Annotated in this window: 20 protein-coding genes; 5 read left to right on the top strand and 15 right to left on the bottom strand. The window is 48.0% G+C overall.

What is annotated here, in order from left to right:
• Nucleotides 1–110: 110 nt before the first annotated feature.
• Nucleotides 111–2123, top strand: coding sequence for a hypothetical protein (locus KWJ01_RS26295; RefSeq protein ID WP_225000119.1), 2013 nt, complete (start codon nucleotides 111–113; stop codon nucleotides 2121–2123).
• A 200-nt stretch (nucleotides 2124–2323) separates the two neighbouring features.
• Nucleotides 2324–2623: a GIY-YIG nuclease family protein gene (locus tag KWJ01_RS26290; RefSeq protein ID WP_225000118.1), complete on the top strand. Its 300-nt coding sequence runs from the start codon at nucleotides 2324–2326 to the stop codon at nucleotides 2621–2623.
• Nucleotides 2624–3133: 510 nt separating this feature from the next.
• Here KWJ01_RS26290 and KWJ01_RS26285 read toward each other — a convergent pair.
• From KWJ01_RS26285 to KWJ01_RS26275, 3 genes are all read right to left on the bottom strand, one after another.
• On the bottom strand, nucleotides 3134–3304 hold the full coding sequence (locus KWJ01_RS26285) for a hypothetical protein (protein ID WP_225000117.1): 171 nt from the start codon (nucleotides 3302–3304) through the stop codon (nucleotides 3134–3136).
• 769 nt (nucleotides 3305–4073) lie between these two features.
• Nucleotides 4074–6473, bottom strand: coding sequence for a ribonucleoside-diphosphate reductase subunit alpha (locus KWJ01_RS26280; protein ID WP_225000116.1), 2400 nt, complete (start codon nucleotides 6471–6473; stop codon nucleotides 4074–4076).
• A gap of 172 nt (nucleotides 6474–6645) precedes the next feature.
• A complete protein-coding gene (locus KWJ01_RS26275) occupies nucleotides 6646–7638 on the bottom strand; it encodes a ribonucleoside-diphosphate reductase small subunit (protein ID WP_225000115.1) in 993 nt (330 codons plus the stop codon).
• A gap of 437 nt (nucleotides 7639–8075) precedes the next feature.
• Between KWJ01_RS26275 and rplU the strand changes: the two genes are divergently transcribed.
• The 3 genes from rplU to KWJ01_RS26260 all read left to right on the top strand — a co-directional run bounded on the left by rplU (nucleotide 8076) and on the right by KWJ01_RS26260 (nucleotide 10597).
• Entirely contained in the window at nucleotides 8076–8387 is a 312-nt protein-coding gene (rplU, locus tag KWJ01_RS26270; RefSeq protein ID WP_225000114.1) for a 50S ribosomal protein L21, read from the top strand.
• A 49-nt stretch (nucleotides 8388–8436) separates the two neighbouring features.
• The gene (gene rpmA, locus KWJ01_RS26265) at nucleotides 8437–8697 is read left to right on the top strand and encodes a 50S ribosomal protein L27 (RefSeq protein ID WP_225000113.1); all 261 of its coding nucleotides are present in this window, start codon (nucleotides 8437–8439) and stop codon (nucleotides 8695–8697) included.
• Nucleotides 8698–8869: 172 nt separating this feature from the next.
• On the top strand, nucleotides 8870–10597 hold the full coding sequence (locus KWJ01_RS26260; protein WP_225000112.1) for a PAS domain-containing sensor histidine kinase: 1728 nt from the start codon (nucleotides 8870–8872) through the stop codon (nucleotides 10595–10597).
• Between the two features lie 8 nt (nucleotides 10598–10605).
• On the opposite strand, the gene KWJ01_RS26255 is transcribed toward KWJ01_RS26260, so the two are convergent.
• From KWJ01_RS26255 to KWJ01_RS26200, 12 genes are all read right to left on the bottom strand, one after another.
• Entirely contained in the window at nucleotides 10606–11184 is a 579-nt protein-coding gene (locus KWJ01_RS26255) for a CDP-alcohol phosphatidyltransferase family protein (protein WP_225000111.1), read from the bottom strand.
• 128 nt (nucleotides 11185–11312) lie between these two features.
• Nucleotides 11313–11636, bottom strand: a complete 324-nt coding sequence (locus KWJ01_RS26250; RefSeq protein WP_225000110.1) for a hypothetical protein — start codon at nucleotides 11634–11636, stop codon at nucleotides 11313–11315.
• A 97-nt stretch (nucleotides 11637–11733) separates the two neighbouring features.
• Complete coding sequence (locus KWJ01_RS26245; protein ID WP_225000109.1) at nucleotides 11734–12564, bottom strand: FkbM family methyltransferase; 831 nt, start codon at nucleotides 12562–12564, stop codon at nucleotides 11734–11736.
• A 97-nt stretch (nucleotides 12565–12661) separates the two neighbouring features.
• Nucleotides 12662–13300, bottom strand: a complete 639-nt coding sequence (locus tag KWJ01_RS26240) for a rhomboid family intramembrane serine protease (protein WP_225000108.1) — start codon at nucleotides 13298–13300, stop codon at nucleotides 12662–12664.
• Nucleotides 13297–14298, bottom strand: a complete 1002-nt coding sequence (locus KWJ01_RS26235; protein WP_370634781.1) for a polyprenyl synthetase family protein — start codon at nucleotides 14296–14298, stop codon at nucleotides 13297–13299. Before KWJ01_RS26235 ends, KWJ01_RS26240 begins: the two co-directional genes overlap by 4 nt.
• On the bottom strand, nucleotides 14273–16468 hold the full coding sequence (rnr, locus tag KWJ01_RS26230; RefSeq protein ID WP_370634780.1) for a ribonuclease R: 2196 nt from the start codon (nucleotides 16466–16468) through the stop codon (nucleotides 14273–14275). Before rnr ends, KWJ01_RS26235 begins: the two co-directional genes overlap by 26 nt.
• Before the next feature lie 279 nt (nucleotides 16469–16747).
• Nucleotides 16748–18595 (bottom strand): ABC transporter ATP-binding protein, encoded by a 1848-nt coding sequence (locus KWJ01_RS26225; RefSeq protein WP_225000107.1) that lies wholly within the window; start codon nucleotides 18593–18595, stop codon nucleotides 16748–16750.
• A 53-nt stretch (nucleotides 18596–18648) separates the two neighbouring features.
• The gene (locus KWJ01_RS26220; protein WP_225000106.1) at nucleotides 18649–19134 is read right to left on the bottom strand and encodes a GNAT family N-acetyltransferase; all 486 of its coding nucleotides are present in this window, start codon (nucleotides 19132–19134) and stop codon (nucleotides 18649–18651) included.
• A 698-nt stretch (nucleotides 19135–19832) separates the two neighbouring features.
• Nucleotides 19833–20564 carry a ribonuclease H-like domain-containing protein gene (locus KWJ01_RS26215; protein WP_225000105.1) on the bottom strand — a complete coding sequence of 244 codons (732 nt, stop codon included), beginning with the start codon at nucleotides 20562–20564 and terminating at the stop codon, nucleotides 19833–19835.
• Nucleotides 20565–20750: 186 nt separating this feature from the next.
• Entirely contained in the window at nucleotides 20751–21923 is a 1173-nt protein-coding gene (locus KWJ01_RS26210; RefSeq protein ID WP_225000104.1) for a hypothetical protein, read from the bottom strand.
• 202 nt (nucleotides 21924–22125) lie between these two features.
• Nucleotides 22126–22584, bottom strand: a complete 459-nt coding sequence (locus KWJ01_RS26205; RefSeq protein WP_225000103.1) for a hypothetical protein — start codon at nucleotides 22582–22584, stop codon at nucleotides 22126–22128.
• 6 nt (nucleotides 22585–22590) lie between these two features.
• Nucleotides 22591–23595 (bottom strand): sugar phosphate nucleotidyltransferase, encoded by a 1005-nt coding sequence (locus tag KWJ01_RS26200; RefSeq protein ID WP_225000102.1) that lies wholly within the window; start codon nucleotides 23593–23595, stop codon nucleotides 22591–22593.
• Nucleotides 23596–23599: the final 4 nt, after the last annotated feature.

Below are 23599 nucleotides of genomic sequence, written 5' to 3'. Positions count from 1 at the left end.
TTTTTAGCTCAGGCAACGCTTTTTCAACCTCTTTGGTCTGACCGGTATCACAGCAAAAAATTCAGCTGTAACACCTTAACCAGAATCTTACATTTTTGAAGCTCAAAGAGATGAACACGTTTTTCAAACTCGCCTATTTTCTTCTGTTCCTGACCTTAAGCATGTTTGCTTGTGAAGAAGATGAAACACTACCACAGCCTCAGCACCAGCTGGAGGCCAAAGCTGGCCCCGATCAGCAGGTAGCAGCCGGCACGCTGGTAACTCTCAATGGATCTGCCTCTAAAGATGGTAATGGCAAGTCCTTTGGCTATAACTGGATACTTAAAACCAAACCTGCCAGCAGCGTTGCAAATATAAACGGAGCTACTTCCATGACTTCCACTTTTATTGCCGATGTAACTGGTGAATATGTGGTAGAACTTAAAATAAGCAATGCCCGGGGCTATGCCACCGACGAAGTAAAGATCACCGCTCTTGCTCCAGGTCAGGAACCCAGCGAGCCTGCTGCCATCATCATCAGCGAAGACATAACCGAAGACCGGGTACTGGAAGATATCTTTACAGATGCCGCACTGGCCGATTATATTGTCACTGCCGATGTGGTGGTTTCTGCCAAGCTTACTGTTAAACCAGGGGTTCGCATAGAATTCGAGCAGGATAAAGGCCTTACCATTCATCCATCCGGCGCCCTCATTGCCAAGGGTACTAACGACGGTACCGGAACTCATGAAAAGCGCGTGACCTTTGCGGGAAAAAATGCTGTCAGGGGCTTCTGGAAAGGCATTGCTTTTATCAGCAACAATCCTTTGAATGAATTTGAGAATGTAACTCTTTCGGATGCAGGCAGCAGTAGCTTTGTAGATCTACCAGGCATCAAGGCAGGCATTATTATGATGGGCAGCGCAAACAGTGGCGCAGCTTTAAAAATGACCGGTACCAATGTTTATGAGAGTGCTGGCTATGGCATGTATGTGCAGGGCATGGCAACACTTAACAAGTTTGAAACCAACGCTTTTGTGAATAACACCGGCAGTGCCATGTACTTACCGGCCCGTGAGCTGCACAAGCTCGACTTCTTCTCACACTATAGCGGAAACAACGGCTTTAACGGTGTGGAAACCGGTGGTGTGGTAAATCATGCATCTCATGTAGTATGGCCTGATTTTAACGATGGCTCAGGCTACTATGTAAGCAGCGATATCATCATTGAATCTGGTGTGCGTATTGCCGAGGGTGCCACCTTTGAATTTAAAGAGGAAACAGTTTTAAGAGTAGCAAACGGCTATTTGAATGCTACAGGAACAGATGCGGGTAAAATTACTTTTACTGCCCATACTAAATCTGCTTCCAGCTATTGGGGAGGTATCTTATTCCACTCTACCAGTGATCTTAACAGACTTCGCCACACCGAAGTATCGTATGCAGGCAACAAGGAGGTCCCTTTCTATCCCGGACTGAAAGCGAATGTGGCGGTTGCCCTAACAGCTAAGGTCTCTGTTGAAAACGCTACCATTCAGCAGGGCTTGGGCTGGGGTCTGCTGGGCTACACCGACAAAGGTGCCCAGATCAACGCAAATGCACCTACTGCTAATACCTTCGGCAGCCTGGTGTCAGGCAATTACAAACTTACCTCCGACGCAGCCTATGCTGATCAGCTGGCGGGTGTGTGGCTGGATGATGATAGTTTTAAAATAGGGTTTGTTTTTGATGAGAAGTTATATGATCGGGCAGCCAACCGCTGGTTTGGTGGTGCCAACAGCCCCTGGGAAATGAGCCCACGGCCAGGTGCAGGTATCAAAATTGAGCAGGATGGCAGTTTTATCTGGAGTGTATATTCTGATGTTGAACCAATCCATAACTGCTACGGCACTTACCAGGCAGATTACATCACAGGCAGTGTTACTGCCAACGACAACCAGCTGGTATTTCAGGAAAGCAACTGGAGAAGCAGGTTCCATTACCCCTGCGATGAAAGCATGAACTTTGATAAAGAACTCACGCCTGGCAGCATGAACCTGCGTTACGAGATAAACAAGGTATATGACCAGATTACAGGAATACCCTATTGGGAGTTAACCCTCACTACTGCCAGTAACGTAGTCTTAAAGTTCTACAGACAATAAGTAGCACCACGAAATTTTTTTCCTGTATTTTTAATCGAGCTGCATGCCTCCGGTGTGCAGCTCTTGCTTTTTCAAAGCCAAAACAGCCTTTCATTCATGCTAACAGAATAATGCCACAGCCTAAACTGCTAATCTTAATCTACTGAAAACCAATTGGCTTCTGCAGGTTCTTGGATTATATATGGCATACGCAAAGCTAAATGGCATACATTAACTATTACGTGTACCTCTTAAGCAACCGCAGCAACAGCGTTCTTTACACGGGCATGACGGATGATTTGCAGCGCAGGGTAGAGGAACATAAGAATAGCCTGCATTCCCAATCCTTCAGCAGCCGGTATAAAGTACATAAACTGGTGTGGTGGGAAGAGCATCCTACTGCCGAAGAAGCCCTGGAGCGGGAAAAGCAGCTAAAGGCAGGACCGCGCGCCAAAAAAGTAGCCCTCATCGAAGCACATAATCCCCTGTGGCTGGACCTGGCAAAGGATTGGTATAAATAAGTGCGCAATGGCTTAAGTCAAGATAAGTAATACTGCTTCGTAATTTTGCCTCTTGTGAAGTCGCCCCTGCCACCATCTTTATAAAGTTTTGCAATCAATCCTTCTACTAGCTTAATTCCTGCATTTGCAGCCGCTTACTGCCTAAACACCTGAATTCAAAGTTGCTCCCTCTACTGCAATTTCTCCTGTTTTTGCGAGCGCAGCGCGGCAATCTGGCATCTATGAAATGGTGCAGTTCGAGTTTATAGATAGAAGAGTCCCATAGTTGCTAAGCTTTCCTGCTTACTCTATTCCATTTATTAACTGTAGTATGGGCAAAGTTTGCAGACAATAGAATCTAACTGCTCAATAGAAGCCAGATTGCTTCGTCGTTCCTCCTCGCAAATAACCCCTTCTCAACCTCACCTACAATAAAGATAAGCCGAATAGACTTCTTCTTTTATACCACATAAAAACAAAACCCCCGGCACTTTCGCACCGGGGGAATCGCTTCATCATAAACACTCAAAATTATGCAGCAAAATATCTGCTTCTATCACTCAGGTAACCTACTAAAAAGGAAATTTCCTCCTCTACCAGGAATTCATAGATGCTAATGGTCATATCATCAGTTTGATATAACTTTTCCTGCCTCAAATCAATGATCGTTGGCACTGTACCTGCAGGAGCCATTTTCTTCATCAGTTGTAGCTGAATTTGAATTCTCTCTAACAAAAGTTCATCCTCTGCGAAGTAAAACCAAATTAACCATCTCTTACTATTAATATCAACACATAGATGTGAAGGTGCTGAGATAACGCAGTTTTCAACAATGGGTAGCTTGCATGTAACCTTACTTGCAGCACCTATTTTAGCATCTCCTAATACCGTAAGAAAATTCGATGCTAGTTCTAAATATGTGCTTCTTTGTTTAGGATGCCTAAATTATAGCTTTTGGACTTCATCAATTAGGTCACTAAGTCTACCACTTCTGAGACACTTACATAAAGTTTTTCTCAGACCCCCATAATAGTCCTTTGCAGGATCAAAAGGTTTCTGTTCATCCATGGTAAGATACTTTTCAATCTGATTATTTTTTGCAAGTGTTCCTAACTGGCTTAAGTGATGAATATCAGTGGGTTTAAATTTAAGAATGCTCATTGGCATACTCTGGTATATTTTGTAAAGTAATTTTGTGGATAACTTTAGCTATTCAACTATTAACTTTACTCTCCCTTTCAAGTTTATAATAGTATAGCAGGGGCTAACCACTTGCCCTTGTAAATGCTAGAAATGACTTATTCAGCCCTTTAACAACTGCTCCGCCAAGATTTGTTGTTAAGGGGCCTTTTGTTTCATAGGCCTACCAAATTTCATAATTATTTTCTTGCTTTGACATTAACAAAACCCCTAGCCCTTTCGAGCTAGGGGAATCGCTTCATCATAAACACTCAAATTATCGAGCAGAATCTTAGCTGCCGCAGGCCTCGCAGGCATCCGGATTATCCAGAGAGCAGGCCATGTCGGAGCGGTTTTGGTCTTCGTTGCTAACCTCTACCTGCTTCGCCTCAGCTTTTGGCTGGTTCAGGGCGGCTTTGTCAACCGTGAACTGAATGGCTTGTGTAGCAGCTTTGGTACGCAGGTAGTACATACCGGTTTTGAGGCCTTTTTTCCAGCTGTAGAAGTGCATGGAGGTCATTTTGCCGAAGTTCGGGTCCTGGATGTGGATGTTCAGGCTCTGGCTCTGGCAAATGTAGGCACCACGGTCGGCGGCCATGTCCATGATCGACTTCTGGGAAATTTCCCAAACGGTACGGTACAGGTCCTTGATGTGCTGCGGAATTTCAGGAATTTCCTGCACTGAGCCATTGGCGGCAATCAGGCGGTTCTTCATGTTTTCATCCCACAGGCCAAGGGCAATCAGGTCTTTCAGCAGGTGCTTGTTGATGACAATAAACTCACCACTAAGCGTACGACGGCTGTAGATATTGGTGGTATATGGCTCAAAGCACTCGTTGTTGCCCAGGATCTGCGAGGTAGAAGCGGTAGGCATTGGCGCTACCAGCAGGGAGTTGCGCACCCCGTGCTTCTTCACCTGCTGCTTCAGGCTAATCCAGTCCCAGCGGCCGCTCTTAGGCGTAACACCCCACATATCGAACTGGAAGATTCCCTTGCTTACAGGAGATCCTTTGAAAGTCTGGTAAGGACCATCTTTCTGGGCCAGCTCCATAGAAGCTTCCATGGCGCCATAGTATATCGTTTCAAAGATGTCTTCGTTCATGCGGCGGGCCTCAGGGCTATCAAAAGGCATGCGCAGCATTATAAAGGCATCGGCCAGGCCCTGTACCCCCAGGCCAATAGGGCGGTGACGCATGTTTGAATTGCGCGCCTCTGGCACCGGGTAGTAGTTCAGGTCAATAACCTTGTTGAGGTTCTTGGTGGCTACCTTGGTAATTTCATACAGTTTCTGGTGGTTGAAGAACGGGTTGCCTTTGGCATCGTAATCAACATATTTATTCAGGGCAAGAGAAGCCAGGTTACATACCGCTACCTCGTCTTTAGAGGTATACTCCATGATTTCGGTGCAGAGGTTGGAGCTCTTGATGGTACCCAGGTTCTTCTGGTTGCTCTTGCGGTTTGCATGGTCTTTGTAGAGCATGTATGGCGTACCGGTCTCAATCTGAGATTCCAGCACTTCAAACCACAGATCCTGTGCTTTTACCACTTTACGGGCACGGCCTTCGCGCTCGTATTTGGTGTAAAGTTTTTCAAATTCTTCGCCGTAGCAATCGCCAAGGCCGGGACACTCATTAGGGCAGAAGAGGCTCCATTCGCCATTTTCTTCCACACGCTTCATGAACAGGTCTGGTGTCCAGAGGGCATAGAACAGGTCACGGGCACGCAGCTCTTCCTTGCCGTGGTTTTTACGCAGTTCCAGCCAGTCAAAGATATCGGCATGCCAGGGTTCCAGGTATACGGCAAAAGCACCTTTGCGCTTGCCGCCGCCCTGATCTACATAGCGGGCAGTGTCGTTAAACACACGCAGCATCGGGATCAGGCCGTTGGAGGTACCGTTGGTGCCTTTAATGTAAGAGCCAGTGGCACGTACATTATGAATAGAAAGACCAATACCGCCGGCACTTTGTGAAATCAGTGCGCACTGCTTAAGCGTATCGTAAATGCCGTCGATAGAGTCGTCCTTCATGGTAAGCAGGAAGCAGGACGACATTTGCGGCTTAGGCGTACCAGCATTGAAGAGGGTAGGCGTAGCGTGTGTAAACCACTTTTCGCTCAGCAGGTTGTAGGTTTCAATGGCAGAATCAATATCATCCATGTGAATACCCACCGCTACACGCATCAGCATGTGCTGGGGACGTTCTACGATTTTGCCATCGCACTTCATCAGGTAAGAGCGCTCCAGCGTTTTAAAACCAAAGTAGTCGTAGGTAAAGTCGCGCTCGTATACAATGGCGTCGTCCAGCGTTTTGGCATGCTCCTTCACCACTTTCCAGGCCTCTTTGCTGATGAGCGATGCGTTTTCACCTGTTTTAGGGTCTACATAGGTGTAGAGACGCTTCATGGTGTTGCTAAAGCTGCTGCTGGTTACTTTGTGCAGGTTGCTTACCGCAATGCGAGCCGCCAGAATTGCATAGTCGGGGTGGCGGGTAGCCATAGAAGCCGATGTTTCGGCTGCCAGGTTATCCAGCTCCTGCGTGCTAACGCCATCGTACAGGCCGTTGATTACCTTTTTGGCCACCTCTACCGGGCTTACAAAATTGGCATCCAGGCCACCGCAAAGCTTTTCAATGCGGGCTGTGATTTTATCGAAGCGTACAGATTCGCGTCTTCCGTCTCTCTTTATTACGAACATAAAAGTTTTGGTTGAAAGGGCTGAGGCTTTGGCGGACCCCAGCCGGAGTACTGTCTATTTACTTTCCGGTTACCTGGCTATTCCGGTTAAAAGCCCGGGGTTTTACCCCCGGGATTCCGGCTACATGTGCACTCTGTTGGTTGAGGAGAGAGGGCACTATAGTATAGTGGCACTAAAAATCTTCGTCCAGGGTAAATCGTGGCTTTTCTTTTTCCTGGTTCATCACCCCGGCTTTCTGGTAATCGCCCACGCGCTTCTCAAAGAAGTTGGTTTTACCCTGCAGGGAGATCATTTCCATAAAATCGAAGGGGTTGGTTGCACCGTATACCTTATCGACACCCAGCTCCATCAGCAGGCGATCTGCTACAAATTCAATGTACTGGCACATCAGACGGGCATTCATGCCGATAAGGTCTACAGGCAGTGCGTCGGTCACAAACTCTTTCTCTATTTCCACGGCATCTGTGATGATTTTCTTCACCGTATCTGGCGAAAGCTTGCTCACAAGGTGCTGTGTATATAATAAACAGGCAAAATCGCAGTGCAGACCTTCGTCGCGGCTGATAAGCTCGTTAGAGAAGGTAAGGCCCGGCATCAGGCCACGCTTTTTCATCCAGAAGATGGAACAGAACGAACCGGAAAAGAAAATGCCCTCTACAGCTGCAAAGGCAACCAGGCGCTCTGCAAAAGAACCTTCGTTGATCCAGCGCAGGGCCCACTGAGCCTTTTTGCCTACACAAGGCATGGTATCAATGGCATTGAAGAGGTAATCTTTTTCGCCCTGATCTTTTACATAAGTATCAATCAGCAAAGAATAGGTTTCAGAATGGATGTTCTCCATCATGATCTGGAAGCCATAGAAGAACTTGGCTTCGGTATACTGTACTTCCGCTACAAAGTTTTCGGCCAGGTTTTCATTTACAATACCATCTGAGGCTGCAAAGAAAGCCAGTACGTGCTTGATAAAATGACGCTCACCATCGTTCAGGTTTTCCCAGTCCTTCAGGTCCTGGCTAAGGTCTATTTCTTCGGCGGTCCAGATGCTGGCTTCTGCCTTTTTATAGAACTGCCAGATATCGTTGTGCTGAATAGGGAACAGCACAAAACGGTCTTTATTCTCCCTTAAAATCGGCTCTTCTGCTTCTGCTGCTGATATACGACTCATGCTGCGTTCATTTTAGGTTAAAACATTACACCGGGAATCTTTAATAACAGGCACTTAAACGAGTGCCAGTTAGTAGGGGTTTACCCGCTGTTTTGTGTTGGGGTGTGCTTACAAATATTAGAAACCTTACCCGCTTTTCAAACCCCCTCTATGTAAAGTAAAGTTTCAAGTACACTAATATAACGCACTAATTAACAGAAGGTTAATGAGGAAATAATTCGAAAAGTTTTATTCTTGTAAAAGCCACTTTGTACCCGTGTTTGTAGCTGATGTTCAAGAACTTACAAACGAAAATTTTTTTTCAATTTTTATGCACAACGGGGTGTGCATAAGTTTGGTATGATTTTAGGTATACAAGGACCTGCAAAAGAGCTTTGAATATTGAAAGCAAATCCTTATCTTTGCCCTCTGTTTTAGAATACCCTAATTCAAGTACAATGTACGCAATTGTTGACATAGCCGGAAAGCAGTTCAAAGTAACGCAAGACCAGTTCGTTTATGCCCCGTTGATGGCAGGCGAAGAAGGCGCTTCCGTAGAGTTCGGCACTGTGTTGCTCATTGGAGATGACAACGCTGTCGAAGTAGGCGCACCCACTATAGCTGGCGCCAAAGTAGCCGGGAAAATCCTTGGCCACGTAAAAGGTGACAAAGTAATTGTCTTCAAGAAGAAGCGCCGCAAGGGCTACAGAAAGAAGAATGGTCACCGTCAGGACTTTACTAAGGTGCAAATCACTGGCATCAGCAAGTAAACCCTTATTCAAACAATTATTTTAGTAACCTCAAGAACTAAGAAATACCATGGCACACAAGAAAGGCGCAGGTAGTTCCAAGAACGGTCGCGAATCACACAGCAAACGTCTTGGCGTAAAGATATTCGGTGGCCAGTTTGCTAAAGCTGGTAACATTCTGGTTCGTCAGCGTGGTACTCAGCACCACCCCGGCGAGAACGTAGGCATTGGCAGAGATCACACTCTGTTTGCACTGATTGAAGGTACTGTGGAGTTCAAAAAAGGCTTCAAAGACCGTTCATTCGTATCTGTAAAACCTTTAGAGGCATAAGTCTGCATCTAATGCAGGCCTTTTGCCTAACAGCAGTTAGCTGCTAACCAACAAAAAGCACACAGCAACGTAAGCTGTGTGCTTTTTATTTTGTCATATCCGGATAAATTCCTTATAATTCCAACTTCAGTTTAGTAACTTACTAAACAGTCTCTATAGGAGTTTGCACTTTATGCACCACCATACTAGCGGACAACACCCCTCTGATGATAAGAGTCCGCAGCGGATCGTTATCCTCTACCTACTGGCAGGACTTGCCTGGTTTACCCTGTCGGCATTTATGCTGCAGTATATTCCTGATTTGCCGGTTCTGGGCAGCACCTTCACCAACCTTCTGTTTTTAATAGTTACTGCCAGCCTGCTCATGATTGTGCTGCGCACCCGGCATCAGCAGCTGGAGGGCCAGCGCCTGCGTCTGCAGGCCGATGAGGAACGCTACCAAAAGCTGTACGAAGAAAGCCCTCAGCCCATGTGGATCTGCAGCAGCCGCGATAAACTGCTGCTCTCCCTGAACGATGCCGCCCTGGAGCTTTTTGGCTATACCCAGTCGGAGCTACGCATGAAGCCCCTGCAAACGCTGGTGTACGAAAAAGACCAGTACCTGCTTAACCTGCACCTGCTGCCAGACCAGCATTACGAAAAAGCAGGCGTATGGCGCTTTAAAAACGATGAGGGCAAAATTGTGTACCTCGACCTGGTGATTCACCAGATCCACTTCAACGAGCACCCCGCCAAGCTGGTGATAGCCAACAACCTCAGCGACCTGATCCGCACCGAAGAAGAGAAGCTCAGGATCCATAACGAGCTGCACCACTACAAAAAAGCCCTGGACCGCTCTGCACTGCTTGCGGTAACAGACCTGGAAGGCAATTTCATAGATATTAACAATAAGTTTTGTGATATCTCCGGCTACTCCCGCAACGAGCTGCTGGGCAAAAATCCGCGCATGCTCAACTCCGACTACCATCCGAAAAGCTTCTGGACCAATATGTACATTAGCCTGCAGGAGGCCCACGTATGGCGGGGGGAGATCCGCAACCGCACCAAAGATGGCCATTTCTTTTGGGTTGATATGTCGGTAGTGCCGGTATACGACGAGCACAACCACATCTACAAGTACATGGCCATTTCTTACCCGATCACAGACCGTAAAATGGCCGAAATCCGCTCCGAAAAAATTCACCGCGAGCTGATGACCTTTATGTACAAAGCCTCGCACAACCTGCGCGGACCGGTAGCAACCCTAAGTGGTCTCATTAATGTAGCCCAGATGGAGGTGCAGGATCCACTCTCTACCCGCTACATTAAGCTGCTGGGCGAGCGGGCCAATCACCTGGAGTTTACCCTCTCGGAGCTGATTGCCATTACAAAAGTAAAGCAGGAAGACCTAAGCCTGGCACCCATTGATTTTGAGGCAGTAATTGAAGATACCCTTCTAAGTTTTGAAAAAGCGATACGGGAGCATGGGGTACTCATAGACATCAATGTTAAAGAAGAAATTTCTTTTATAACCGACGAAAAGCTGATCAGGGGCTTTCTGTTTTACCTGATTGACAATTCCATTAAGTTCCGCAATAACTCAGAGCCGCGCCTGCGCATATCGGTACAGGAACAAGCCAATGGGGTATTGATCAGCGTGGCCGATAATGGTCCGGGCATTGATCCGGAGATACACGAGAAGATTTATGATATGTATTACCGGGGCCATGAAAAATCGCAGGGCAGCGGCCTTGGCCTTTATATTGTAGCTTCTATAGTAGAGCGCCTTTGCGGTTACATTACGCTGGAATCTTCAGGTAATAATGATGGCTGTACTTTCCGCATATTTCTGCCCAACGACCTGTACCTGCGCCGCAGCCTTCCGGAAAAAGAGGTGGTGCACCTACGAAGCGATAATTAAGTTTGCTGTTAGTTGCGTTTTGCTTCCAGATCATCCCGCATTACCCAATAGAGGCCTTTGATGTTATTTACCCACTCATCATAGATAAAAATAAGGATGATCTCTTCTACAGTTTCCAGTATGCTGATGGCCAGGGCAACATAAAACAACCAGTCCCGGGGACCAAAATAGAGGGTGCATACCAGAAAAACAGCCTGTAAAACAGCAGCGGTTTTAGCAGAATAGGTATGAAAGCTGCTGGGCTTGCCGTAGCGCCAGTAGGCCAGCCCCAGCTGCACAAAGTACAGGCCCAGGGCAATGGCCAGTTCAAGCCAGTGCTCTTTTACAAAGCTCCACTCAAACCAAAAAACAGCTGCCACGCCTGCTACAAACAGCAGGGCATCGCCGGTAGAATCCAGCCGTGAGCCACGCGCAGTGGTAATATTCCATTTACGTGCCAGGTAGCCATCCAGGGCATCGGTAATAAAGCCTGTGAGCAGGAGGGAGGCACACCACATTCTCAGATCAAAATACGCCAGCAGCAGTACTACCGGCACCATCACAATTCTGCTAATCGATAACCAGTCGGGAATCGTTAGTTTAGACATAAAAAATAGAAACCTATGTTAAAAAAATAGCAGCCAGGGCTACAAGGGTTACAGCATATTAACAGCTTATGGTAGCCTGTGGTTTGGTACCAAATATCAGGTTATGGGGGTTTCAACAATAAAATTTTTTAATGCTGTTCAGGCGCCTCGGGCTTTTTCTTTACCAGCTTATCTTTAAGTACCAGTAGTAAAGAGGCGGTACCAAAAAAACAAATGGCTATAATCTGCCACATGTTAAGCCGGCTGCGGAGCGCCAGCTCTTCAGGTGCAACTGGTATTTCCTGTACCGGCTGCGCTGGTTCGGCAGCGGCAGTGCTATCCTGTAGCACCTCTGTTTGCTGGGCTGCCTGGTAGCTGTTCAGTTTTTCACGGGCTCTGCCCATGCCCAGCAAACTAAGGGCAGCAAAGGCATAAAGCACAGCAATCAATATATTCAGGTGGCGGGGGTTCATCGTTTATCTGGCCTTCTTTTGATAGGTCATTTTGTTCTTCTGGTACATCTGCCGGCAGGGCATTACAACAACAGCGGTTATACGTTCTGCCACAGCATCAGCGTGGCTTTGGCTTGTTAGGGGGAATGCAGAAAACATCGTAATGCTTCCAGTCCATCACATTTTCGGTGGTTACTTCCACACCAGTTATAAAAGGCTCTTCTGCTATGTGGTAAACAGCATAGCCCATTTCCTTCAGATAAACCACCAGCTCCCGGCGGTAGGCTGCAGAAGATTTTTTATATACCTCAGCCTTTAAATAAGGCTTATATTCCCTGATGATATCCTTTAAGGTCTGCAGAATATACAGATCGTAACCTTCGGCATCTGTCTTGATAAAGCGAAGCTTTGGTAAATGGGCTGCAAAGTCTGTCTGCAGCTCATAGGCAATATCAATACCCCAGACAGAAAGTTTAAACACATGCCCGTGGTCCAGTACACTGATGTTTTCGTGGCGCCCACCATTGCAAAAGCCGGAGTCGGAGTACTCGAACTCCATTTCTCCATAGGCCTGTGCTGCAGCTGCCAGCAGGGGTACAATATTGGTTTTATCACGGTTAAGCCGAACATTTTTCTCCAGCACCGGAAATACATAAGGGTTTGGTTCCAGCGCCAGCGTTAAACCTGCAGTGCCTGCGGCCAGCGCCATGGGCAGGGTAGTATCGCCTGTATGGGCTCCAATATCTATGCAAAAATCACCCTCGCTGATAATGCTCTTATGCTGTGCTACAGTCTGATGGCTTATCTCCTTGGGCGATTCGCTGGGGTGCTGCCACTGGGCATAGCGCAGCAAGCCATGCTCCTGCAGGTTGAATTCTTTTACCACATAGCCATAGCGTTTAGCCCTTTTATTAAAACCAAGTAGCTGTGGTATGTGCTTAAGTTTCATTGAAGGATGCTTTTGTGAATAATCTATTCGGTAAAATTAGTGCGCTGCGCTCTATGCTCTTTGGCTGCTGCTCTTTTGCCTGGCCCTGGACTGCTGTTTATAGTTGGTACTGCGACATATACTGAACTACCTGATCTACAAAGCGGCCCAGAACCGATACATCTACAATAATGCTGAACAGGATGCCGAAGAGGGCACCGTAAAGGTGGGCCTCATGGTTTATATTATCGGCACCACGCTTGCCCTGGTAGTAGGAGTAGATAAGGTAAAGCGGACCCAGTACAAAACCAGGTATGCAAATAACGCCAAAGAAGCACACGTCATTTACCGGGTAAAACATTATACTGGCAAACACTACTGAAGATACACCACCCGATGCCCCCAGGGAGCGGTAGTAAGCCGCATCGGCATATTTTTTATAGGTAGAGATGTGTGATACCACTACACCTAGTATAAAGAGCAGCACAAAGTAAAGGCCGCCCATTTCAGCACCAAAAAGGGGCTTCAGCACATAACGCTCTACTGCTTCTCCAAAAAAGTAAAAGGTAAACATGTTGAAGAGCAGGTGCATCCAGCTGCCATGCACAAAGGCACTGCTTAAAAAGCGGTACCATTCCCCACGATGCTTTACACTGTATGGGTGAAAGAGCATCTTCTGCAAAAAGTCGGGCTGCTGAAAGCCATAAATGCTCACAGCGGAAATGATGATGATCAGAACAACGGTAATACTAATCATTTTTCTCGCTTGGATAAGGCTTGCATTAGTTGACGCAGGGGTGCTTTACGTGCCTCGGGCGCCGGTAGGGCAGCAAGGGCAGCAAAAGCTTCATGGAAATACTCATCTATTTTGGCCTCTGTAAGAGCCCGGATGCCCAGCCTGTCGTAAATGGCGGTAACGGCAGCTACTTTTTCGGTGGCATCAAACTCCTGCTGCTGCAGCCAGCTGTTAAGCTCCTGCGCATCGCTGCCGGCAGCACGCTGGCGGGCGTTAATGAGCAAATAGGTTTTTTTATTGGCAATAATATCGCCGCCTACCTGCTTACCAAACTTTTCCTGCTCGGCATACACGTCCAGCAGGTCGTCCATCAGCTGAAAACCAATGCCCATGTTAATACCCAGCTCATACAAATGGCGGCAGGCTTCTGCATCTGCACCGGCTACAATGCCACCCAGCTCCAGGCTAAAGCCCAGCAATACGGCTGTTTTACGCCTGATCATATCCAGGTAAGCGGCTTCGCTTACGCCCTGCTGGTCTTCAAACTCCATATCCAGCTGCTGGCCTTCGCAAACCTCGGCTGCACACTGGCTAAACTTCTCCAGCACGGGGCGCAGCAGCCCATCGGGCACCTGCATCATGCGCTCGTAGGCTTTTACCAGCATTACATCGCCACTTAAAATAGCAGTGCTTTCGTTCCAGCGGGCATGCACGGTAGGCTGGCCACGGCGCAGGGGGGCCTTATCCATAATATCATCATGCATCAGGCTGAAATTATGAAACAGCTCCACCCCCAGGGCCGGCTGCAGGGCCGGCTCCGGGTTATGCTGCCAGAGCTGGTGCGCCAACAGTGTCAGCAGGGGACGAATGCGTTTGCCCCCCAGCGACATAATGTAGCGGATAGGTTCGTAGAGCGACAGTGGGTCCTGCCCGTAACGGGCTTCTTCTACTGTCTGGCTTAGCAGGTGGGTTAATTCCTGCAGGGAACGGATGTTATCGTTGGTGTTCAACAAGTTCAAGATCAATGGTGCGGCGATCGATGTCGGTATTCAGTACCTTCACCTTTACTTTATCGCCCAAAGTAATAATCTTTTTATTGCTTTTGCCAACGATGCGGTAGTTTTGGTCATCGTACTCGTAGAAGTCATCCTTCAGGTCGGAGAGACGCACCATACCTTCGCAGCGTGTTTCCACAATTTCTACATAGATGCCCCATTCGGTTACGCCTGATACCACACCATTCCAGATGGTTTCCGGATCCTGCAGTTTCATAAACTCTACCTGCTTGTACTTGATAGAGGCACGTTCGGCATCGGCAGCACGTTTTTCGCGGTCGGAGCTGTGCTGGCAAAGCTTTTCATATTTATCCCTGTCTGCACTCTTGCCACCATCGAGGTAGTGCTGTAACAGGCGGTGCACCATTACATCGGGATAGCGGCGAATAGGGGAGGTAAAGTGGGTGTAGTGATCAAAGGCCAGACCAAAGTGCCCCTCTGGCTCAGTTGAGTATTTGGCTTTGGCCATGCTGCGGATGGCAAGGGTTTCCAGTACGTTCTGTTCGGGCTTACCCTGGATATCCAGCATCAGCTTGTTGAGCGAGTTTGAAACGGCATCCTCATCGGTGCTAAGCGAATGCCCGAATTTGCGGGCAAAGGCCGAGAATCCTTCCAGCTTTTCGGGATCCGGTGCATCGTGAATCCGGTACACATAGGTTGGCGGGGTGTAATCGCCTTTGGTTCTCTTACCACGGTTGTACACCCACTCGGCTACCCGCTTGTTGGCCAGCAGCATAAACTCTTCGATGAGCTTGTGGGCATCTTTACGCACCTTCGGGATAACCTCCAGCGGACGGCCCTGCTCATCGAGCCTGAATTTTACCTCTACTGTTTCGAAGTTGATGGCACCCCGGGCAAAGCGGTCGCTTTTCAGCTTCAGGGCCAGGGTATTGAGAATGGTAAGCTCGCGGGCAAAATCTCCCTGCAGGGTTTCTATCCGTTCCTGGGCCTCCTCATAAGAGAAACGCCTGTCGGAATAGATAACCGTACGGCCAAACCATTCATTGCGGATAACGGCATCTTTATCAAGCTCAAATACTGCTGCAAAGGTAAGCTTTGTTTCCTGGGGACGTAGCGAGCACAGCTCGTTAGAGAGTCGCTCTGGCAGCATGGGAATGGTGCGGTCTACCAGGTACACAGAGGTTGCCCGTTCTATTGCTTCCTTATCCAGCACAGTGCCGGGCTTTACATAATGGCTTACATCTGCAATGTGTATGCCTACTTCGTAATTACCATTTTCCAGCAGGCGCAGGGAGATGGCATCGTCAAAGTCTTTGGCATCGGCAGGGTCTATGGTAAAGGTAGTTACATCCCGGAAGTCGCGGCGCTTTGCAATTTCTTCTTCGGTAATATCATCTTTAATGCGCTTGGCCTGGGTATTTACGCCCTTTTCAAATTCAAACGGCAGGTTAAATTCTGCCATGATGGAGTGAATTTCAGCCTCGTTTTCGCCAGCCTGGCCCAGCACCCGTACTACCTTACCCTCGGGATTGCGGTTGCGGTCGGGCCACTGGGTAATTTCTACCATTACCTTGTCGTTATCCTGCGCATCCATGGTATCGCCAGGCTTTACAAAGATATCGTGGTGCATTTTGCGGCTATCGGCCACCACAAAAGCAAAGCCTTTGGAAAGCTGAATGCGGCCCACAAACTGCGTACGGCCGCGCTTTACAATCTCTACCACTTCGCCCTCGGGCCGTTTGTCGGCATTTCTACCTGCGCTGTACAGCTGCACTTTTACCGTATCGCCATCCAGTGCATTTTTCAGGCGGTTGGCATTTACCATTACATCCTGCTGGGTATCTGGCGATACAATAAAGGCATAGCGTGGGTTTACAAAGTCCACTCTTCCCTCTATCACCTCTTCTCCCAACCTGATGCGGAACTGGCCGTTGCGGGTTATTTCGGCCTCGCCGCCTTTTACCAGCTTGTGCAGGGCACTTTCCATGGCATCGAGCTGCTTGCGGCTCTTAAGGTCGAGCTTTCGGATAATATGTTTGGTATCGAGGGCACGGGACCGGTTCTTTTGCAGCAGATCGCGGATGCGGTCCTTCATGCGGTAAACTTCTTCTTTGCTTGGTCCGTTGTCGCCGGACTTAGATTTGTTTCTTTTTGATTCTTTTGCTTTACTCATAGTCTAAAAAATCCGGTTAGGGATTAAAATTCTAACCAGGAGGTTAGTCTTCTGAAATATATTAATAAAAAGCTTCTTTTAAAGGAAAGCCCTGTTTTTAGCTGCTTATGGCTCAATTTTACTTTCTAATACTATTTACACCTGTTGCCTCTAAGTAGCTGTACCAATGAAGATCCCCCTTGGAGAAGGCGGGATTTCATTAGGTGAAATCACCTAATATGCTCAGCTAGCGCTGCTTGTGCCTGCCACAGCATAATCAAGCATATGCCAGAAAATACATCACCCTGCCTTTCTGGCCAGCATGCGGGCCAGTTGTGCTTTTCGGATATCTTCAAGGTCTCCTCTCGGAATTGCTTTGATCAGCGAACGGGTGTATTCATCGCGGGGGTGCTCAAACATCTGCTCCGGATAGCCTGTTTCTACAATCTTACCACGCTGCATTACCATAATGCGGTCTGCCATAAATTTCACTACCGACAGATCGTGCGAGATAAAAATATAGGTTAAGCCAAAATCATTTTTAAGCTCGTTGAGCAGGTTAAGCACCTGCGCCTGCACCGATACATCCAGCGCCGAAACACTTTCGTCGCAAATAATAAACCGCGGTTCTAAGGCTAATGTTCGGGCAATGCAGATTCGTTGGCGCTGTCCGCCGGAAAATTCATGCGGATAACGATGATATTGGTCGGGCTGCAGCCCTACGCGCTCCAGCAGGTACATTACGCGCTCCCGCCTTTGCTTGTCGTTTTGCTGCAGCTTATGGATTTGCATAGGCTCCATAATGGCGCTGCCAATGGTTTGCCGCGGGTTGAGCGAGGCGTAGGGGTCCTGAAAGATAATCTGCATCTGGCGCCTCAGCAGCCGCATATCCCGGTTACTGAGCTTGCGGATGTTCTGCCCGTCGAAAATAATTTCGCCGCTGCTGGGTTCCATCAGGCGCAAAATACTGCGGCCCAGGCTGGTTTTGCCGCAGCCAGACTCCCCCACCAGCCCCAGCGTTTCGCCGGGATATACTTTAAAGCTAACGCCATCTACCGCTGTTACCTTGCCCTGCTGCCGTTTAAAAGGGTTCAGGCTTACATCAAACTCTACCTTTAGCTCATTTATTTCCAGCAGTGGCCGGGTATTTTTAAGCACCTGCAGGTGGCGCTTGTTTATCTCCTCTGTTGTTTCTACGTTCATCAGCAGGGCCTCACCTACAGAGTGGTAGCGGGCATCGGGCCGTTCTATCAGCTGACCACTGCTATCGAGTGCCACAAAATCTGTAATGGTAGGCAGCACTTTCAGCGTCATGTCGAGGCGCGGGCGGCAGGCCAGCAGGCCTTTGGTGTAGGGGTGCTTGGGTCTGCTGAAAATATCCAGCACATCGGCTTCTTCTACAGCCTTGCCGCCCCACATCACCATTACCCGGTCGGCTACCTCGGCTATTACGCCCAGGTCGTGGGTAATAAACATCACGGCTGTGTTGATGTCGTCGCGCAGCTCGGCCATCAGCTTCAGAATAGACGACTGCACCGTTACATCCAGTGCAGTGGTAGGCTCATCGGCAATTACCAGCTGCGGATCGCAGGAGAGGGCCATGGCAATCATTACCCGCTGTTTTTGCCCACCCGACAGCTGGTGCGGGTAGGCCTTGAAAATGCGCTCCGGCTTTGGCAGCTGCACCCGGTCAAAAAGGGCCAGGGTCTGGCGTCGTGCTTCGTCGTGGCTTACACGGCGGTGCAACAGTATGGTTTCCATTACCTGGTTACCACAGGTGTACACCGGGTTAAGCGAGGTCATGGGCTCCTGGAAGATGATGGAAATCTCGTTTCCACGAATCTGCCGCATTTGCTGAGAAGTGGCCTTCAGCAGGTTGATGGGCCCCAGCTGACGCGACTGGAAAATAGCCTCGCCTTCCATGCTCTTTCCCTGTGCGCCCAGCAGCTGCAGCAGGCTAAGGGCCGTTACCGATTTGCCAGAGCCGGACTCACCCACAATACCCAGGGTTTCGCCCTTGCGGATACTGAAATCAATGCCATCTACGGCACGAATAACTCCGCCGGGGGTCTGGTAATGGGTTTGCAGGTTTTTTACCTCCAGCAGAACCTCCTGCTGAAGCTTTCCGGTATGGAGTCGGTTGAGCATACAGCCACCAAATTAAAGAAAAAAGCGGCGGCAGGAGAACGGATGTAAGTTTATCAAAATTTATCGCTTCGCCGCTCCAGCAGAATGGTGTTGTGCCAGATGCCATTGAGCTGTGCTATTTTCTCGCGGTAGCCAATTTCGCGGAACCCCCATTTTTTCTGAAGGGCAATGCTGGCCTTATTTTCTGCAAAGGTGGCCGAGTAAAGGGTCCAGATGCCATTGGCTTCGCTTTCGGCTATCAGCTGCTCCATGAGCAAATCGCCGATGCCTTTTCCTCTATGGCTGGCGCTGATGTAGATGCTGAACTCAGCCACACCCCGGTAGCAATGGCGTGCAGAAACAGGCGAAAGCGCCACCCAGCCCACGACTATGTCTTTTTGCAGGGCCACCAGCCGGCTGTGGGAGTGGTGAGCCTTGTGCCAGTCTTCCCAGGAGGGAACCTCTGTGTTGAATGTGGCCTGACCCGTTGCCAGACCTTCTTTATAGATGTTGAGCACTGCCGCTGCATGCCGGGGCAGCATGGGTTTTACTTCCATCATGAATCAATGTGGAGAAGATGAGCAAATGTATGTAAAAGAGCTATTGTGCTGCTAGTTGTAAAGCCGTGTGCCTGCAGTTTTATTCCAGGCACACCCTATACTTATTAAAACAGGCTAAACAGGAGGGGAAGCAACATCAGCAAAAAATAAAGCAGCAGGGTCCATTTGTTAACAACTGGCTGACTGCCTGCTTCCGCTTTCTTAGCTGTAAAAGAACTGCACTGCTTATTGCCTGTGGTGGGGTAGCAAAAGATTGGCTCCATGGTTCTATCGAAATTTTAGTTTTATTTTTTGATTTCGACAGTACGACGGAGCCTTAAATAAAAAGACGCAGGGATTTTAAAAAAAATTTTAAGGGAGGTTGCTTAGTGGCATCGGGTTGCCAATGGCAGGCTTTGGCTCAAATACCGGATACCCCCGGCTGAAATCCTGGGCTAAGTGATGGGCCTGCTCTGACATTTCTTTCAGAGCGTTCAATCAAAAGAATGAATTTAGTCCGCACAGGGAATCAAGCCTTAGGAAGATTTCTTAATTCTTAGATTAGAATACCCATGAACACTTAGATAATGCTGCCCCCGTTTAGCCCAGGGTTGAAACCCTGGGTACGCTCAAGCCAACAGACCCTGGCCCAAGCCAGGGGTTGCCTCCACAGCTATTCATTAGCACATTGCCACATTAAATAATTAGCACTTTTACAGCTACACCACCACAATCTGCTCAGGTTTTAACAGGGGCTGGCAGCGGTAGCGCATGTATACCTGTGCGGTGGCAATTACATCCTGCTGGCTGTGCAGCACAATGGCATCTAAACCCTCCTGGCCATCTTCGTAAAAGAGGCGGTTAATTTCATCGCCATCAGGATGGGGCTCATAGTCGATGCCAAAGAGCGCCGTGAGGGTTTGCAGCGATATGGTATACTTGCGGTTGCCGAACATCCACATCTCCATGGTATCGAGGTGGGGTACCTCCCAGGGCTTTTTGCCGGCAAAGTTCAGTGCTTCGGGAATGGGAATGCAGTGCACCAGCATACGGCGGCAGAGGTATGGAAAATCGAACTCCTTGCCATTGTGGGAGCAGAGGCGCAGGCTGCGCTGATCGAAGCGATCGTTGAGCAGCTGCATGAACTGCTTCAGGAGCCAGGGTTCGTTATCTACCGAAGCAAAGGTTTTTACCCGCAGCTCAAGCGCTCCACCATCTTTCTCGTAAAAGTAAGCCACCGAAATACTCACAATGCGGCCAAATTCTGCATAAAGACCAGCTTCATACTCGAACAGCTCTCCGGGTGTTACTTCTTCATCCGTCCAGTCGATGTAGTCTACCTTACTTTCCCAGGCCTGCCGCATGGGGTTATTCATCTCCTCCAGGGATGGTGCCGCAGCAACAGTTTCTATATCTACGAACAGAATATCACGAAGCGGACGTGCAGTCATGGCATTATCAGTTTAAAGACAAAAAAATGTACAACAGAAAAAGTCACACCAGCCTTAGTACCTGATGTGTTACTGAAAAATTAGAAAAAGAGAGAAATGTTTACAGACAGGCGCTGGAAATTTAAGGAGAAGATAGAAAAGAGGTAAACGGATGTTAGCTATGCCGCCACTTTCCAATGCCCTTTACTAAAGCTTATTCAACCTGTAACCAATGCCTGCATTGAATATTTTATCACTCTTCCAGGCGAAATTTATGTTATCAATGAAAAATTCAAGCTTTAACTTTCCGAAATAAGCACCGCCACCAACTGTGAAAAAAGGTATTATATCGAGGTAGCCAAATTTCTGGTTAGTAGAGAACTGACCGGTTAAACCTATATTCAAAAACGGGTTTAGCTTTGCTTCCTGATAATTGTTCATGTTGTACTGAATGAGCAGGGGTATTCTAATCAGGTGGATAGATGCAGGAATGTCTTTTCTGCTTCGCTGATTCCAATAATTATAGTGGAGATTTGTATAATTGATTCCTATTCTCTCAGAGTACTTTCTGCTTAAATTTGGCTTGGTGATATCCCAGAAGTAGCCTGCAGCATATCCATATCTTTTAGACAAAAGATCATGAAGGGGAGAATAAGTACTGCTATACATTACTTCAATTCCCTTTCTGACCCATGCTTTTGTTTGGTACTGGTAGGTGGTGCTTTCTTTAGTTGGGTTTTTACAGTGGTTGTACTGCTCAACCAGCTGAATAACTGGCTGATCTTTATAAGGAAGCTCAGCACTGACATCATCAAGACTGTTCAGGCAGTCGCCTAACATTGCCCGTAATATTCCAATGTATTTTTTATTCACTCCCTCCCGATTGGTAGTTTTAATTTTATGTTGTGTCAGCGTATGGAAGCTGCCTTCTTTCTCAAGAACATAAACATGGGAGTAGTCTTTCAACAAGATGTCTGTTTTTTCAGATCTTGACAGTTGAAGTTTGTACAGGCTTAGGGCTCCGCTTCTTAATTTCTTTGCGAACCTCTGATCTTTTATCGTAACCGTTGCATGGCTGATGTACACATCAACCGCTGCAAAATGAAGACCATCGGTGGTAAAACCAAAGCCCTTCAGGTTGTGGGGCGTGTACTGCGTTGAAGCTTCGGAGGTAGCGCTTGTTTTAAAATCAATGGAGTAGCTTAACTTAACTTCATCCGTTCGTTTAATAAAGCCCCTGATGGTGTCCCCCTCCTGTACGATATATCCTGCTTCATATAGCCTGTCTTGTGCCTGTGTGCCAGACAAACAACAAAACAGCAACAATATAGAAACAGCCAGCTTTAACTTCTGAATGTGATTGTTTAGAATGGATGGCATAATAAGCGTTTGGGCTCTTTAGGGCATTTGAAACAGTACACGGGAGAGCAAAATTAGAAAAACCATCTAATGTTAGAAGCCAAAAACTTGTTATCCTCCTGATGCTGCACAACTAAAGCCTGCAACTATTGCCCTTAAGCAGCTGTAAGTGCGCTGTTTAGCCTTTGCCAATTTTTTTTCAGAATCAGGGAGAAAATATACCCTACTCCTGGCGCCTTAAGATGCCCACACTCTCCAGTGCACAGGTGGGGGAGGCGGCACAGTTCGACAGCTGTAGCTGGGCCCTGCTGGTATCCTGGGCAATCCGGAGCGCCATGCGGCAATTATCCCTGTTGTAGAGGTAGATATCAACCCAGTAGAGCTCGCCGGTGCTGGCGTCAGTATCTGTTTCGGGTTCGTAGGTGTTGTAGGGGTTTACTGCATTGCCGCTTAGGGTGTAGTTACATGCTCCCTGGTGGTGTTCCAGCACAAAGCTTACGGCAGTATCATTATTCCACCTTAGCTGCAAAATCTGCTCTACCTCTCCATTGCTAAAGGTAAAGGTTTTATTGGCTGGCCTTGCCTGCTCAGTATCTGCTGTTTCATTGCTCCCGCTGCCACAGGCCCCGGCCAATGCCAGTAGCATCAGTAAGAGTATGCCTGTTCCCTTCTTTTTATGCATCTTCCGCTACTCCGTAAAATTTATTTCGGTGTTGTCGCCAATATTTAGCTGCTGGCTTAGGCCCAGTATACGTGTGTCGTTTCCAATAATGGAGTGCGAAAGCATAATATTGCGTAATTCGCTGTAGGAGCCTACAATGGTATCTTCTATAATGGAGTAACTAACAATGGCATCGTCGCCAATGGCTACATTGGGACCAATAATGGAGTGGGTAATTTTGCAGTTTTTGCCTATGCTTACCGGCGGTATAATAATGGTGGAGGGATATTTATATTTCTGCGGATTTTCCTTTAGCTGGCGGGTAAGCAAAATAGCATTGGCCTCCAGCAGCGAAGAACGCCTGCCGCAGTCAAACCAGCTGTCTACCGGCACGGTACGCATCTGGTGGCCTTTTTCTACCATATACATCAGGGCATCTGTAAGCTGGTATTCGCCCAGGTGCTTTACATTGTTTTCCATTATGTGCTCCAGCCCTTCTATGAGCAAAGCCGGATTGGCAATTTTGTAAATGCCTACCAGCGCCAGGTTACTCTTGGGTATCTGTGGCTTTTCTACCAGCCGGCGGATAAAGCCCTCCTGGCCTAACTCTGCAATACCAAAGCTGCCGGGATTGCTTACCTTCTGCACACCCAGCACCGAATCTGAACTTTCGGTAAAAGCCTTCAGGTTCAGGTTTACAATGGTATCGCCCAGCACAATCATTATTTCCTGTTCGTTCTGAAAAGTATCACGTGCCAGGTAAAGGGCATGCCCGATGCCTTCGCGCGGATCCTGCAGCACAAACTCTACACGAACATCAGAATCTTTATAGTGGCTGGTAATAAAGCGCCTGATCTTGGCACCCATGTACCCGATTACAAATACCAGGTCCTGCACGCCATTATCGATAAGCATATCAACAATGTGCAAAAGAATGGCTTTGCCCGCCACAGGTACCAGTGCTTTAGGTTGGGTATGGGTATGTGGACGCAAGCGGGAGCCTACGCCGGCCACAGGAATAATCGCCTTCATAACA

This window comes from Cesiribacter sp. SM1 (assembly GCF_020178975.1).
GTDB lineage: Bacteria > Bacteroidota > Bacteroidia > Cytophagales > Cyclobacteriaceae > Cesiribacter.
The sequence above is the reverse complement of the archived record's forward strand: the minus strand, read 5'-3'. Positions and strand labels throughout refer to the sequence as shown.

Excerpts from the sequence above, each read along its gene's own strand:
- KWJ01_RS26200 (WP_225000102.1), bottom strand. The coding sequence starts at position 23,595 with ATGAAGGCGATTATTCCTGTGGCCGGCGTAGGCTCCCGCTTGCGTCCA.
- KWJ01_RS26240 (WP_225000108.1), bottom strand. The coding sequence starts at position 13,300 with ATGATTAGTATTACCGTTGTTCTGATCATCATCATTTCCGCTGTGAGC.
- KWJ01_RS26220 (WP_225000106.1), bottom strand. The coding sequence starts at position 19,134 with ATGATGGAAGTAAAACCCATGCTGCCCCGGCATGCAGCGGCAGTGCTC.
- KWJ01_RS26250 (WP_225000110.1), bottom strand. The coding sequence starts at position 11,636 with ATGAACCCCCGCCACCTGAATATATTGATTGCTGTGCTTTATGCCTTT.
- rnr (WP_370634780.1), bottom strand. The coding sequence starts at position 16,468 with ATGAGTAAAGCAAAAGAATCAAAAAGAAACAAATCTAAGTCCGGCGAC.
- KWJ01_RS26210 (WP_225000104.1), bottom strand. The coding sequence starts at position 21,923 with ATGCCATCCATTCTAAACAATCACATTCAGAAGTTAAAGCTGGCTGTT.
- KWJ01_RS26275 (WP_225000115.1), bottom strand. The coding sequence starts at position 7,638 with ATGAGTCGTATATCAGCAGCAGAAGCAGAAGAGCCGATTTTAAGGGAG.
- KWJ01_RS26255 (WP_225000111.1), bottom strand. The coding sequence starts at position 11,184 with ATGTCTAAACTAACGATTCCCGACTGGTTATCGATTAGCAGAATTGTG.
- rpmA (WP_225000113.1), top strand. The coding sequence starts at position 8,437 with ATGGCACACAAGAAAGGCGCAGGTAGTTCCAAGAACGGTCGCGAATCA.
- rplU (WP_225000114.1), top strand. The coding sequence starts at position 8,076 with ATGTACGCAATTGTTGACATAGCCGGAAAGCAGTTCAAAGTAACGCAA.
- KWJ01_RS26225 (WP_225000107.1), bottom strand. The coding sequence starts at position 18,595 with ATGCTCAACCGACTCCATACCGGAAAGCTTCAGCAGGAGGTTCTGCTG.
- KWJ01_RS26260 (WP_225000112.1), top strand. The coding sequence starts at position 8,870 with ATGCACCACCATACTAGCGGACAACACCCCTCTGATGATAAGAGTCCG.
- KWJ01_RS26245 (WP_225000109.1), bottom strand. The coding sequence starts at position 12,564 with ATGAAACTTAAGCACATACCACAGCTACTTGGTTTTAATAAAAGGGCT.
- KWJ01_RS26215 (WP_225000105.1), bottom strand. The coding sequence starts at position 20,564 with ATGACTGCACGTCCGCTTCGTGATATTCTGTTCGTAGATATAGAAACT.
- KWJ01_RS26290 (WP_225000118.1), top strand. The coding sequence starts at position 2,324 with ATGGCATACATTAACTATTACGTGTACCTCTTAAGCAACCGCAGCAAC.
- KWJ01_RS26285 (WP_225000117.1), bottom strand. The coding sequence starts at position 3,304 with ATGAAGAAAATGGCTCCTGCAGGTACAGTGCCAACGATCATTGATTTG.
- KWJ01_RS26280 (WP_225000116.1), bottom strand. The coding sequence starts at position 6,473 with ATGTTCGTAATAAAGAGAGACGGAAGACGCGAATCTGTACGCTTCGAT.
- KWJ01_RS26295 (WP_225000119.1), top strand. The coding sequence starts at position 111 with ATGAACACGTTTTTCAAACTCGCCTATTTTCTTCTGTTCCTGACCTTA.
- KWJ01_RS26205 (WP_225000103.1), bottom strand. The coding sequence starts at position 22,584 with ATGCATAAAAAGAAGGGAACAGGCATACTCTTACTGATGCTACTGGCA.